Genomic DNA, 13,684 nt, shown 5'->3' with positions numbered 1-13,684 from the left:
TCCGAGGAGGGCTGAGCGCCGCGTCCGGAGGCTGCCGAGCGCTAGCTGAGGAACGGCGAGACGGCCGTCCAGGCGGGATCGGTGGCGACGTCCACCCGGGGCTCGCCCTCCTCCCAGCTCACGATCAGCTCCTTCGCGTGGATCGCGGCGTCACCGGTCGGATCGGCGTAGACGTGGATGGTCCGCTGCCCCTCCGCGCTCAGGTGCGCGGCCAGCACCGCGTCGTCGCGCAGCTTGAGCAGGCGGGCGGCCAGCCGCTCCTCGAAGTCGCGCAGCGCGGCCAGCGACTCGCCGATCGGCAGCCCGGCCTCGTCGCGGTGCGCGTACGGGAGCGTGATCGCGATGTGCTGGTCGAAGAGCGGATGATCGACCGGCCGCAGCGGGTAGCGGGCGGTGGCCACCAGCGGCGCGCCGCCGGCCGTCTGGCCCTCCAGCAGCACCCACTCCTCCTCGTCGTAGCCGGAGGCGAGGTCGGCGACCACGGCGGGCAGGTGCGGGGCGGCCACGGCGTCGATCGGCTCGAACGTCACCGCCGTGATCTCGCCCACCCACCGGGCCACCTCGTCCTCGCCGAGAAGCCAGTCGAGGGCGAGCAATGCGGCGTCCAGCCTGACGTCCTCGTCGAGCTCGGCGAAGATCGGATGGTAGGCGGCGACGTCCACGCGCGGCTGGTTGCGCGGCACCCGCAGGCCCAGCACGAGCTTGTCCAGCGCGAAGTCGAACCCGCCCACGTCCAGCGTCAGCTCGGCCGCCTGCAGGTTGGCCTGCCGCGACGGATGGAACTCCCACAACAGGTCGGCCGGCGGCGCGGCCTTGGCCCAGCGATGCGCGAGCGGGCGCAGCTCGGCGTCGCCCGCCGAGGTCACCACCAGGGCGTGCATGGCGTTGCGGCCGGGCGCGATCTCCCACACCAGGTCGGGGTGCACGGCCGCCACGGCGGGCGCCACCAGGTCCTCGAGCCCGGCGGTGTCGCCCGCGGCCACCAGCGCGTCGACGGCCGGCCTGGTCTCCTCCCACCACGTCCAGAATCCGGCGAGCCCGTCCTCGGATGACCCGCCGCCGTGGTCCTCGGCGTCCTTGCGCCCGAACAGTCGCATGAGCTGAATCCTCGCAGACGTGGGCCGCGCTCGCGCACCCCGTGCCGGACAGTACGCTTGAAAGGTCATGGGACTGCGTGTGCTTGCCGCCATGTCGGGCGGCGTCGACTCAGCCGTGGCCGCCGCTCGCATCGCCGAGGCCGGTCACGACGTCACCGGTGTGCACCTCGCGCTGTCGGCCAACCCCCAATCCCATCGCACGGGCGCCCGGGGCTGCTGCACGATCGAGGACTCCCGCGACGCCCGCCGGGCGGCCGACGTGATCGGCATACCCTTCTACATCTGGGACATGGCCGAGCGTTTCCAGCGCGACGTGATCGAGGACTTCGTCGCCGAGTACGCCGCCGGCCGCACGCCCAACCCGTGCCTGCGCTGCAACGAGAAGATCAAGTTCGCGGCGGTGCTCGACCGGGCGCTGGCGCTCGGGTTCGACGCCGTGGCCACCGGCCACCACGCCCGGCTGACCGACGGCGTGCTGTCCAGGAGCCCCGACCAGGGCAAGGACCAGTCGTACGTGCTGGGCGTGCTCACCCGCGAGCAGCTCGCCCACGCGATCTTCCCGCTCGGCGACTCGACCAAGGCCGAGGTGCGCGCCGAGGCGGCCCGGCGCGGGCTGACGGTCGCCGACAAGCCCGACAGCCACGACATCTGCTTCATCGCCGACGGCGACACCCGCGGCTTCCTCGCCGACCGGCTGGGCGCGGCCGAGGGCCCCATCGTGGACGAGGAGGGCGCGGTCGTCGGCAGCCACCAGGGCGCACACGGGTTCACCGTCGGGCAGCGCAAGGGTCTGCGCATCGACCGGCCCGCGCCCGACGGCCGGCCGCGCTACGTGCTGTCCATCGAGCCGGTGAGCAACACCGTCACGGTCGGGCCGCGTTCGGCGCTGGAGGTCACCACGATCCACTGCGGCCCGCCCGTCTGGAACGGCCCCGACCGGCGCGACGACCTCACCGTCCAGCTGCGCGCCCACGGCGAGGTCTACGGCTGCCGGTTCGCTGAGGTCGCGGGCGGCCTGCGCATCGACCTCGACCGCCCGGCCACCGGAGTGGCGGCGGGCCAGGCGGCCGTGCTCTACTCCGGCGACACGGTCATCGGCTCGGCCACGATCAGGTCGGCGAGCAGGGACCAGCTCGGCTAGAGGGTCACCGACCCTGGAGGGTCACCGACTCGCCGACCGCGAGGCGGCGGATGTCGGCGCCCTGCTTGTCGGCCTCCATCTTCAGCCAGCCGTCCACCAGCGCGAGCCCGATGTCGCTGTAGAGGGCGTCGTGCGTCGAGTACGCCCGCGCCGGCCGCACCGTTCGGAGATAGTTCACCATCTCCGCCAGCCTCAGCCACGGCCCGCCGGTCGGCACCAGCAGCGTGGGCACCTCGGCCGGGGGCACGGTCAGGGCGTCGCCGGGGTAGAAGACCTCGTCGTCCACCAGGAAGCCGACGTTCTGGACGATCTCCATGTCGGGATGGTTGGGCGCGTGCCGCTCGCCGAACACCCGGACCCGGAAACCGGCCGTCTCGAAGGCGTCGCCGTCGCGCACCACCTGCACCTTGGCCGGCACCTCGGACAACTGGGCCGCCACGCCCTCGCACGTGAAGACCTCCAGGCCGGGCGAGGACTCCCGCAGCTTCGCCACGTCCACATGGTCGAAGTGCTCATGCGTGATCAGCACGGCGTCGGCGCCGTCGAGCACCGGGTCCCTGGTGAACGAGCCCGGGTCGATGACGAGGACCTTGCCGTCCTTCTCCAGGCGGACGCAGGCGTGACCGTATTTCGTGAGCTCCATGGCGAAGAGCCTACGCTTGTGCCATGTCAACGTGGGAAGCCACCGGGGTCGGCTCGCACCCGGGCGACGATCATCTTGAGGCGATCCGGGTCGTGTTCGGCGAGGTGCCCGGACTGCCCTATCTGCCCGAGCTGCCCGCACGGGGCGTCGGCGCCGACCTGATCGGCCGGACGGCCTCGCTGCTGGTCGACATGCCCGTCGAGGTGCAGCCGTCGGGTTGGCGGATCGCCGACCGGCCGGGCCGCGACCATCAGCGGGCCGTCGACCACCTGCGGCGCGACCTCGACGGGCTGGAGGAGATCGGCCACGACTACGAGGGGCCGCTCAAGGTGCAGATGTGCGGGCCGTGGACGCTGGCCGGGGCGATCGAGCTGCGGCACGGCGACAAGATGCTCGCCGACGCGGGGGCCGTACGCGACCTGACGGCCTCGCTGGCGCAGGGCGTGGCCGACCACTGCGCCGAGGTGCGGCGGCGGCTGCCGGGCGTGACGGAGATCGTGCTGCAGCTCGACGAGCCCGGCCTGCCGGGGGTGCTGGCGGGCACGGTGCCGACGGCGTCCGGGTTCGGGCGGCTGGCCGCCGTGGAGGAGTGGCGGGTGGAGGAGTCGCTGGGGCTGTTCGGCGAGCCGGTGGTGCACTGCTGCGCGCCCGCGGTGCCGTTCGCGCTGCTGCGGCGGGCCAAGGCGCGCGGGGTCTCCGTCGACGCCTCCCTGCTGCGGCGGCGCGACGAGGACGAGCTGGGCGAGCTGGTCGAGGCCGGGATGACGCTGTTCTTGGGGGTCGTGCCCGGCGCCGGGAGCCGGCTGCCGGACCTCGGGGCGATCGCCAGACCGGCCGTGGAGCTGTGGCGGCGGCTCGGGTTCGCGCCGGACGAGCTGGCCGGGCGGGTCGTGCTCACGCCCGCGTGCGGGCTGGCCGGGGCCTCGCCCGCGTACGCGCGGGCCGCGCTGGCCGCCTGCCGCAAGGCCGCCCGGGTCCTCAAGGACGATCCGGCGGGCGGCGAGGGCTAGCGGCACGCGTTCGTAAGCACGGTGTTGTCGGTGCTCAGCGGTAGCGTTTGCTCAGGTTGCCGTACGGAAGGAGAGCCCGCGTGAGCGAGTCAAGCACCGAGGTCCAGGGCGTGCCCGTGGCCGCGCTCAAGCGGCACGCCGAGCTGAGCGATCTGGTCGAGGACGCCCGCTGGCGCTACTACGTGCTCGACCAGCCGACGGTCAGTGACGCGCAGTTCGACGCGTGGTTCAGGGAGCTGCTGGCCCTGGAGGAGGCCCATCCGTCGTTGCAGACGCCCGACTCGCCGACCCAGAAGGTGGGCGCGCCGCCCTCGGGCGACTTCGCCAAGGTCCAGCACCTGGCCAGGATGGAGAGCCTCGACAACGCGTTCACCCCCCAGGACATGGCGGCCTGGCAGGCCCGCGCCGAGCGGCTGGCCGAGGGTGATCCGGGGCCCTACCTCTGCGAGCTCAAGATCGACGGCCTGGCCATCGCGCTGGTCTACCGTGACGGCAGGCTGGAGCGGGGCGCCACCCGCGGCGACGGGCGCACCGGCGACGACGTGACCGACAACGTGCGCACGATCCAGGGCGTCCCCCACCGGCTCGCCGGCGACGACGTGCCGAGCCTGGTCGAGGTGCGCGGCGAGGTCTACATCCCGGTCGAGGGCTTCAAACGGCTCAACGAGCAGCTCGTCGAGCAGGGCAAGCCGCCCTTCGCCAACCCGCGCAACTCCGCCGCCGGCACCCTGCGCCAGAAGGACCCGCGGGTCACCGCGCAGCGGCCGCTGCGGATGCTGGTGCACGGCGTCGGCGTCTGGGAGGGGGCGGCCGCGCCGCGCACGCAGTCGGAGACCTACGCGCGGCTGCGCGAGTTCGGGCTGCCGGTCAGCGACCTCTACCAGGTGGTGCCGACGCTCACCGAGGTCAACGAGTTCATCGAGCACTACCGGGTGCACCGGCACGACCCGGCGTACGAGATCGACGGGGTCGTGGTCAAGGTCGACGACCTGCGCACGCAGCGCGAGCTGGGCTCGACCTCGCGGGCGCCGCGCTGGGCGATGGCCTTCAAATACCCGCCCGAGGAGGTCAACACCAAGCTCCTCGACATCCAGGTCGGGGTGGGGCGCACCGGGCGGGTGACGCCGTTCGCGGTGATGGAGCCGGTGGTGGTGTCCGGGTCCACGGTCGAGCGGGCCACGCTGCACAACGCCGCGATCGTGCAGAAGAAGGGCGTGCTCATCGGCGACACGGTCGTGCTGCGCAAGGCGGGCGACGTCATCCCCGAGGTCGTGGGCCCGGTGACGGCGCTGCGCGACGGCTCCGAGCGGGAGTTCGTCATGCCGACGCACTGCCCCGAGTGCGGCACGCGGCTCGCGTACGAGAAGGAGGGCGACGCCGACCTGCGCTGCCCCAACGCGCGGGCCTGCCCGGCGCAGATCCGCGAGCGCGTCTACTTCGCGGCCGGGCGGCGGGCGCTCGACATCGACGGGCTCGGCTACGTCGCGGCCACCGCGCTCTCCCAGCCGCTGCCGCCGCAGGAGCCGGTGGTGCGCACCGAGGCCGACCTGTTCGACCTCACGCTGGAGCAGCTGCTGCCCATCAGGTCCGTGGTCCGCGACCCCGACTCCGGCCTGCCCAAGATCGACCCGAAGACCGGCGAGGAGAAGGTCGTCACCCTCTTCTCCAACCAGAACGGCGAGCCCAGCGCCGGGGCCCGGCTGCTCATCGAGGAGCTGGAGCGGGCCAAGCAGGTTCCGCTCGCGCAGCTCCTGGTGGCGCTGTCGATCCGGCACGTCGGGCCGCCCACGGCGCGCGACCTCGCGGGCGCCCTGCGCTCGATCGACGCGATCATGAACGCATCCGAGGAGGAGCTGGCCGCGATCGAGGGCATCGGGCCGCGGGTGGCGGCGACGATCAAGGAGTGGTTCGAGGTCGACTGGCACCGGGAGATCATCGAGCGGTGGCGGGCCGCCGGGGTGCGGATGGAGGACGAGCCCGCGCCGGAGAAGGGGCCGCAGACGCTCGAAGGGCTGACGTTCGTGGTGACGGGCACCCTGGAGGGCTACACGCGCGACTCGGCCTCCGACGCGATCGCCGCGCGGGGCGGCAAGGTGGCCTCGTCGGTGTCGAAGAAGACGTCGTTCCTGATCGCGGGGGACAACGCGGGGTCGAAGTACGACAAGGCGGTGACGCTCGGGGTGCCGATCCTGGACGGGGCCGGATTCGCGGTGCTGCTGGAGGAAGGGCCGGAGGCGGCGGCCGCGGCGGCGGTCAAACCGGAGGAGTGAACGGCCTGTACCGGGAGGGCCGGTACGCACCGGGCAGGGTTTGCTACGTACGGTGGTTTTTGGGTATATGTCGGAAAGGAGAATTACGGACCGTACGCGCTTGGTTTCGCGAAGTGGGCTGAAGGTCGTACCCTCCCATAGTGACCTCATGGGGGTTCTGTTATCGATGACTGACCCAACCGACACCCGCGACACCGGACCACGCGTCGGCACGCCGCTCTGGGCGTTCCTCGCCGGCATCACGGTGATCGGCTTCACCGCTCTGCTCGTGGCCATGCTCAGGCTCGACGCCACGGGGCTCACCGCGCTGGCCCGCACCGCGCTGTTCTGGGTGCTGGTGGTCCTCGTGATCCTCGGCGAGCTGCGGCCCGTGATGGTGTCCTCCGCCGCCTCGGTGGGCGGCACCTACCCGTCCACCATGTTCACCTTCGCCGTGCTGCTGCACTACGGGCTGCCGGTCGCGGTGCTGCTGCAGGCCGTCGCGGTCGCGCTCAACGGCGTGCTGACACGCAAGGCGTGGCACCGGGTCATGTTCAACATCGCGCAGTCCACCCTCGCGCTCACCGCAGCGGCCGTGGTCCTCGGGGCGTTCGGCATCGCGCCGAGCCCGTCCGTGCCCTGGGAGCCCGACGTGCCCGGCCTGGTGCCGATCGCGCTGGCCGGGATCGCCTACTTCGCCACCCGCGCCACCCTCGTCTGCGGCGCGGTCGCGCTGCACGAACGGCGCTCCATCGTCCGGGTGCTGCGGGTCACCGTGGGGCCGCAGGGCCTCGTCTACGTCGCGCTGCTCGGCATGGCGCCGCTGGTCGTCGTGGTCATGAACCACACGCCCGGCCTCGTGCCGCTGTTCGTCGCGCCGCTCGCGGCCGTCTACTTCACCGCCACCCTGTCCATGCGGCGCGACCACCAGGCGATGCACGACGAGCTGACCGGCCTGCCCAACCGCAAGATGCTCATCGTGAGCACCGAGGAGGCGCTGGCCGAGGCCCGCCACGACGAGCGGGTCGGCCTGTTCCTGCTCGACCTCGACCGGTTCAAGGAGGTCAACGACACGATGGGCCACCCGGTGGGCGACCGGCTGCTGCAGATGGTCGCGCACCGCCTGACCCACTCCGTGCGGCCCGGCGACGTGGTGGCCAGGCTGGGCGGCGACGAGTTCGCCGTGCTGCTGCCCTCGATCCGCGACACCCATGCGGCCCGCGAGGTCGCGGCCCGGCTGCGCGCGGCGCTGACCGAGCCGGTGCGGCTGGAGGGCATGACGTTCGACGTGGACGCCTCGGTCGGCATCGCGCTCTACCCGGACCACGCCCCCGACTTCGAGCTGCTGCTCCAGCGCGCCGACGTGGCGATGTACCTCGCCAAGGAGGGACGCACCGGCGTCGAGCTCTACCAGCCGGACAAGGACCGCAACTCGCCCGAACGGCTGACGTTACTGGGTGACCTGCGACGCGCCATCGACGGCGGCGAGCTGCGGCTGCACTACCAGCCCGAGGTCGGGCTGGGCAGCGGCGCGGTGCGGGGCGTGGAGGCGCTGCTGCGCTGGCGGCACCCGGTGCACGGGATGATCCCGCCGTCGGAGTTCGTGCCGCTGGCGGAGCAGTCCTACCTGATGCGGCAGCTCACGGCGTACGTGATCGAGCAGGCGCTGGCGCAGGCCGCGTGCTGGTGGCACGGCGGGCTGCGGGTGCCGGTCTCGGTCAACATCTCGGCCCGCGACCTGCTCGACTCCGCGCTGCCCGAGCAGCTGGAGGTGGGGCTGGCCCGCTACGGGCTGCCGCCCGCGGCCATCCAGCTGGAGGTGACCGAGCGCATACTGACCGGCGACCAGGCCTACACGCAGGAGACCATCAAGGCGCTCGTCACGCTGGGCGTGCCGCTGTCGTTGGACGACTTCGGCACCGGCTACTCCTCGCTCATCCGGCTGCAGCGGCTGGCGGTGTCCGAGGTCAAGATCGACGCCTCGTTCGTCCGCAGGATCGCCGAGTCCGAGGACGACGACCGGATCGTCCGCTCGATCGTCGACCTGGTGCGCTCGCTCGGGCTGCGCTCGGTCGCCGAGGGCGTCGAGTCGGACGACGTCGCCATGCGGCTGGCCGAGATGGGCTGCGACGTGGGGCAGGGGTGGCTGTTCGGCGAGCCGATGCCGGCCGCGGAGATGACGGCCTGGCTGCGTGAGCGCGCAGGGGCCCTGTCCGCCGAGTACGGCTACCAGCCCGAGGTGACCCACACCGCCTGACCATGCCGCCGTGCTTCGTGGGAGCGCTTCCACGGATCGCCGCGCGGATGTTGCCAGGGGGTTAATCGTTCGGGTGCGCTGCGTCAAGCCCCCTAGGATGGCAGTGTCCAAAGACTCCATCCACGAAACGGGTTAAACGACTCATGTCCGCCATAACCCGCGACGAGGTCGCACACCTGGCCCGGTTGTCCAGGCTGGCGCTCACGGACGACGAGCTCGACCACTACGCCACCCAGCTCGATGCCATCATCGAGTCGGTCGCGAAGGTGGCCGAGGTCGCGGCCGAGGACGTTCCGCCTTCGTCGCACGCGCTTCCGCTCACCAATGTCTTCCGTGCCGACGAGGTGCGGCCGTCCCTGACCCCCGAGCAGGCGCTCTCCGGCGCGCCCGCCGTCGAGGACGACCGCTTCCAGGTGCCGCGCATCCTCGGGGAGGAGGCATGAGTCTCATCCGCAAGACCGCCGCCGAGCTGGGCTCGATGATCGCCGCGGGCGAGGTGTCGGCCGTCGAGGTGGCCGAGGCGCACCTCGACCGCATGGCCGAGGTGGAGCCCAAGGTCCAGGCGTTCCTGCACGTCGACCGCGAGGTGACGCTGGAGCAGGCGCGGGCGGTCGACGCCCGGCTGCGCGCGGGCGAGAAGCTGGGCCCGCTGGCCGGCGTGCCGATCGCGCACAAGGACATCTTCACCACCCGCGACATGCCGACCACGGCCGCGTCCAAGATCCTTGAGGGCTGGCGGCCCCCCTACGACGCGACCGTCACCGCCCGGCTGCGCGAGGCCGGGCTGGTCATCCTCGGCAAGACCAACCTCGACGAGTTCGCCATGGGCTCCTCGACGGAGAACTCCGCCTACCACGTCACCCGCAACCCGTGGGACCTGACGCGGGTGCCCGGCGGCTCCTCCGGCGGCTCCAGCGCCGCGGTGGCGGCCTACGAGGCGCCGCTGTCCACCGGCACCGACACCGGCGGCTCGATCCGGCAGCCGGCCTCGGTCACCGGCATCGTGGGGATGAAGCCGACCTACGGCGGCTCGTCCCGCTACGGCCTCATCGCCTTCGCCAGCTCGCTCGACACGCCGGGCCCCTTCGCCCGCAACGTGCTCGACGCGGCGCTGCTGCACGAGGCGTTCTCCGGCCACGACCCGATGGACTCCACCTCCATCGACGCGCCGGTCCCGAGCGTGGTCGAGGCGGCCCGCAACCCCGACATCGCCGGCCTGCGCGTCGGCGTCGTCAAGGAGTTCTCCGGCGAGGGCTACCAGACCGGCGTGCTGGCCCGCTACCACGAGGCCGTCAAGCTGCTGGAGTCGCTGGGCGCCACCGTGGTCGAGGTCTCCTGCCCGTCGTTCACCACGGCGCTGCCGGCCTACTACCTGATCGCGCCGTCGGAGTGCTCGTCCAACCTGGCCCGCTTCGACGCCATGCGCTACGGCCTGCGCGTCGGCGACGACGGCGGACGCAGCGCCGAGGAGGTCATGGCGCTGACCCGCGCCGCCGGCTTCGGCCCTGAGGTCAAGCGGCGGATCATGCTGGGCACGTACGCGCTGTCCAGCGGCTACTACGACGCCTACTACGGCCAGGCGCAGAAGGTCCGCACCGTCATCGCGCGCGAGTTCGAGGCCGCCTACCAGCAGGTCGACGTCCTGGTCTCGCCGACCACGCCGACCACGGCGTTCCCGATCGGCGAGCGCGCCGACGACCCGATGGCGATGTACCTCGCCGACCTGTGCACCATCCCGTCCAACCTCGCGGGCAACGCCGCCATGTCGGTGCCGTGTGGACTCGCCGACGAGGACGGCCTGCCGGTCGGCCTCCAGATCATGGCCCCGGTGCTCGCCGACGACCGCTGCTACCGCGTCGGCGCCGCCATCGAGCACGCCCTCGAAAGCCGCTGGGGCGGCAGCCTCCTGGCCCAGGCCCCGGAGCTGTAGGACTGCGGGCTGTCAGACGCGGACTGCAGGACGAGGGAGGAGACGGCGGCATGCTCACGCGCATCGAGATCGACGGGTTCAAGTCCTTCCTGGACTTCGCCCTCGACGTGCCGCCGTTCCTCGCCCTCGTGGGCCCGAACTCAAGCGGCAAGTCCAACCTGCTGGACGCGCTGGACTTCGTGGCGGCCGCGGCCCGTGGCGGGGAGGAGGCGTTCTTCACCGCCAAACGTGGCCGCGCCCACCAGCTTTTCCACCGGCCGGCCCGGGGAATGCCGCGGAGCGAGTTCCAGATCCGGCTCAGGTTGCTGGCTGAGCAGGGTTCGGGCGTGCGACCGGTCCGTCTGGACACGACGGCGCGTTATCGCCCGGACCCCGCACGTGCGGTCGTGGAGCAGTCGCGACTGCTCCCTTGGGCTCCGGGGGAGCGTGACAGGCTGCCCGAAGCAGTGAAGGAGTGCTGGGCCGCGGAGTTCGACGCCGTGGACTGCGTGGAGGGCGAGCATCCGGAGCTCTCCTCGACACCTGCCGCCATGGTCGACTGGCGCTGGTACGAACCAGAGCCGCGGGCCATGCGCGAGGTGGCGTCGGCGGCCGACCGTCGTCCGCTCCTTTCCGACGGTTCGAACGTGGCCGCCGTGCTGGGCAGGCTCAGCGCCACGGAGGCCCTCGACAGGGTCGCTCTTGATCTGGCGGCGCTCATCCCGGACGTCAACGGTGTCGTGCCCTTCCACGACGAACGCCGGCAGGAATGGTCCTTCGAGCTGATGGTGGACGGACAGGGCGCCGTGCCCAGCGCGCTGCTCTCCGACGGCACACTGAGGATCCTGGGGCTGCTGGCGGCCCTGCACGACCCGGATCATGCGGGCGTGCTGCTGATCGAGGAGATCGAGAACGGCCTGCATCCCAGCCGAATGGCCGAGTTGCTGCGCCGCGTCCAGCGGCTGGTGACGGATCTCGGTGACCGCGAGGCGCTGCGGCGGCCCCTGCGGCAGGTGATCCTCACGACACATTCACCCGTGGTGGTCTCCGAGCTTTACCGGCTCCGGCCGGACGCGTTGGTCTTTCTGGACAGCGTCGCCCGGGTGGATCCGGAACAGAAGGGGATGTCCCGGGTCACGGTTGCCAAGCCGGTGCGCGACGAGGGCCGGCCCGGCACCTTCGTCTCCCCGCGGCAGGTGCGGCGCTATCTCAGCGCCGTGGAGATACCCGGATGAGCCGCCCGCTGGTGCCCGGCCTGATCGCAGAAGGGGAGACTGACGAGATCTTCCTGGGGCTGGTGATCTTCAGGCAGCTGCGGGAGTTGACGTGGTCGTCAGGGCGGTGCGTGGTCGACGTCGAGCCGACCGAGATCGCCTCCTGCCGGTCGATCCGTGGCCAGACGCGCGTGACGAGCGCGCTGACCGACCTGGCAGCCGACTGCCACGTGCTGTTCGTGCACAACGATCATCGCGAACGCGGCAAGGCGGAGGCCGTCCTGGCAGGTCTGCGGCTTCCGGTCATCGGCCTGATACCGGTGAAGGAGACCGAGGCATGGCTCCTGGCCGATCGGCAGGTCTGGGGCGGACTCAAGGGCGTCGACCTGCGACCTCTGCCCGGCAGTCCGGGTGAGGTGGAGAAGGTCGCCGACCCTGAGAAGCTCCTGGACGAGGTCGTCGGGGGGCAGGACTGGCCGGTCCGCGATTACTTCGAATACATAGGCAGAAATATCGACCTCGACGTCTTGGGGCAGGTGCCCGCCTACGCCGCTTGGGTTGCCGAGGCGAAGAACGTACTGAAAGGACTTGGTTACTTGTGAGCACGCACACGCTCATGCCGTACGACGAAGCGCTGGAGCGGTTCGAGCCGGTGCTCGGGCTGGAGACGCACGTCGAGCTGGGCACCAGGTCGAAGATGTTCTGCGGCTGCAAGACCACCTTCGGCGCTCCGCCCAACACGCAGGTCTGCCCGACCTGCCTTGCGCTGCCGGGCTCGCTGCCGGTGGCCAACGCCATGGCGATCGAGTCGACGATCCGCATCGGCCTGGCGCTCAACTGCTCGATCGCCGAGTGGTGCCGCTTCGCCCGGAAGAACTACTTCTATCCGGACATGCCGAAGAACTACCAGATCTCCCAGTACGACGAGCCGCTCTGCTTCGACGGCTACCTCGACGTCGAGGTGAACGGGGAGACCGTGCGCATCGGCATCGAGCGGGTGCACCTGGAGGAGGACACCGGCAAGTCCACCCACGTGGGCGGCGCGACCGGGCGCATCCACGGGGCCGACCACTCGATCGTCGACTACAACCGGGCGGGCATCCCGCTGGTCGAGATCGTCACCAAGCCCATCCCCGGCACCGACCGGCTCGCGCCCGAGGTCGCCCGCGCGTACGTCACCGAGCTGCGCGAGATCATGCGCTCGCTCGGCGTCTCCGACGTGCGCATGGAGGAGGGCTCGCTGCGCTGCGACGTCAACGTCTCGCTGATGCCGCGCGGCGCGTCGGAGTGGGGCACCCGCACCGAGACCAAGAACGTCAACTCCCTGCGCAGCGTCGAGCGGGCCGTGCGGAGCGAGATCGAGCGGCAGGCCGCCGTCCTCGCCGACGGCGGCACGATCGTCCAGGAGACGCGGCACTTCCACGAGGACACCGGCACCACCACGTCCGGCCGTTCCAAGGAGGAGGCGCAGGACTACCGCTACTTCCCCGAGCCCGACCTGGTGCCGATCGCGCCCGACCCCGCGTGGGTGGCCGAGCTGAAGGCGGCGCTGCCCGAGCTGCCGTCGGTGCGGCGCAAGCGGCTGCAGGCCGAGTGGGGGCTGTCCGACCTCGACATGCAGGCCATGCACAACGCCGACGCGTTCGACCTGGTCGAGGCGACGGTGGCGGCCGGCGCGCCGGCGGCCGACGCGCGCAAGTGGTGGATGGGCGAGCTGGCCCGCCGCGCCAACGAGACCGGCGTGCCGCTGGCCGAGCTGGCCATCACGCCGGCGCAGGTCGCGCGGGTGACCGAGCTGGTCGCCTCCGGCGCGCTCAACGACAAGCTGGCGCGCGAGGTGCTGGAGGGCGTGCTCGGCGGCGAGGGCGACCCTGACGCGGTCGTCGAGGCGCGCGGGCTGAAGATCGTCAACGACGAGGGCGAGCTGTCGGCGATCATCGACCAGGTGCTGGCCGACAACGCCGACGCGGCCGACAAGGTACGCGCAGGAAAGATCGCCGCCGCCGGCGCGCTGGTCGGCGGCGTCATGCGGGCCAGCAAGGGCAAGGCGGACGCCGCCCGCGCCCGTCAGCTCATCCTGGAGAAGCTGGGCGTGTCCGAGTAACCGTACGGACGTGTGGTCAGGGGCCTCGTCGCTTCGGCGGCGGGGCCCTCGTACGTGGGC

General features: G+C 71.7%; 11 protein-coding genes. 9 read left to right on the top strand and 2 right to left on the bottom strand.

What is annotated here, in order from left to right; translation table 11 throughout:
• Positions 1-41 precede the first annotated feature (41 nt).
• A complete protein-coding gene (locus tag ACBR40_RS35830; protein WP_371251604.1) occupies positions 42-1,097 on the bottom strand; it encodes a DUF695 domain-containing protein in 1,056 nt (351 codons plus the stop codon).
• A 67-nt stretch (positions 1,098-1,164) separates the two neighbouring features.
• Between ACBR40_RS35830 and mnmA the strand changes: the two genes are divergently transcribed.
• Positions 1,165-2,238, top strand: a complete 1,074-nt coding sequence (gene mnmA / locus ACBR40_RS35825; protein WP_344217464.1) for a tRNA 2-thiouridine(34) synthase MnmA — start codon at positions 1,165-1,167, stop codon at positions 2,236-2,238.
• A 4-nt stretch (positions 2,239-2,242) separates the two neighbouring features.
• Here the strand turns inward: mnmA and ACBR40_RS35820 are convergent, their stop codons facing one another.
• Positions 2,243-2,881: an MBL fold metallo-hydrolase gene (locus tag ACBR40_RS35820; protein ID WP_371251603.1), complete on the bottom strand. Its 639-nt coding sequence runs from the start codon at positions 2,879-2,881 to the stop codon at positions 2,243-2,245.
• A 23-nt stretch (positions 2,882-2,904) separates the two neighbouring features.
• On the opposite strand from ACBR40_RS35820, the gene ACBR40_RS35815 reads away from it, so the two are divergent.
• The 8 genes from ACBR40_RS35815 (at position 2,905) to gatB (ending at position 13,624) form a co-directional block, all read left to right on the top strand.
• The gene (locus tag ACBR40_RS35815; RefSeq protein WP_371251602.1) at positions 2,905-3,891 is read left to right on the top strand and encodes a methionine synthase; all 987 of its coding nucleotides are present in this window, start codon (positions 2,905-2,907) and stop codon (positions 3,889-3,891) included.
• Positions 3,892-3,971: 80 nt separating this feature from the next.
• Positions 3,972-6,161 (top strand): NAD-dependent DNA ligase LigA, encoded by a 2,190-nt coding sequence (ligA, locus tag ACBR40_RS35810; RefSeq protein WP_371251601.1) that lies wholly within the window; start codon positions 3,972-3,974, stop codon positions 6,159-6,161.
• 166 nt (positions 6,162-6,327) lie between these two features.
• Positions 6,328-8,397, top strand: a complete 2,070-nt coding sequence (locus tag ACBR40_RS35805) for a putative bifunctional diguanylate cyclase/phosphodiesterase (RefSeq protein WP_371251600.1) — start codon at positions 6,328-6,330, stop codon at positions 8,395-8,397.
• Positions 8,398-8,540: 143 nt separating this feature from the next.
• Positions 8,541-8,840 carry an Asp-tRNA(Asn)/Glu-tRNA(Gln) amidotransferase subunit GatC gene (gene gatC / locus ACBR40_RS35800; RefSeq protein ID WP_242373478.1) on the top strand — a complete coding sequence of 100 codons (300 nt, stop codon included), beginning with the start codon at positions 8,541-8,543 and terminating at the stop codon, positions 8,838-8,840.
• Positions 8,837-10,327, top strand: a complete 1,491-nt coding sequence (gene gatA / locus ACBR40_RS35795; protein WP_344217452.1) for an Asp-tRNA(Asn)/Glu-tRNA(Gln) amidotransferase subunit GatA — start codon at positions 8,837-8,839, stop codon at positions 10,325-10,327. Before gatC ends, gatA begins: the two co-directional genes overlap by 4 nt.
• Before the next feature lie 50 nt (positions 10,328-10,377).
• Positions 10,378-11,541, top strand: a complete 1,164-nt coding sequence (locus tag ACBR40_RS35790) for an AAA family ATPase (protein ID WP_371251599.1) — start codon at positions 10,378-10,380, stop codon at positions 11,539-11,541.
• On the top strand, positions 11,538-12,122 hold the full coding sequence (locus ACBR40_RS35785; protein ID WP_371251598.1) for a hypothetical protein: 585 nt from the start codon (positions 11,538-11,540) through the stop codon (positions 12,120-12,122). Before ACBR40_RS35790 ends, ACBR40_RS35785 begins: the two co-directional genes overlap by 4 nt.
• A gap of 14 nt (positions 12,123-12,136) precedes the next feature.
• Positions 12,137-13,624 carry an Asp-tRNA(Asn)/Glu-tRNA(Gln) amidotransferase subunit GatB gene (gene gatB / locus ACBR40_RS35780; protein WP_344217744.1) on the top strand — a complete coding sequence of 496 codons (1,488 nt, stop codon included), beginning with the start codon at positions 12,137-12,139 and terminating at the stop codon, positions 13,622-13,624.
• The last annotated feature ends 60 nt before the right edge of the window (positions 13,625-13,684 follow it).

This window comes from Nonomuraea sp. AD125B (genome assembly GCF_041402765.1).
In the GTDB taxonomy this organism is placed as follows: Bacteria; Actinomycetota; Actinomycetes; order Streptosporangiales; family Streptosporangiaceae; genus Nonomuraea; species Nonomuraea bangladeshensis.
Note: the sequence above shows the minus strand (reverse complement) of the source record. Positions and strands in the feature narration are given on the sequence as shown.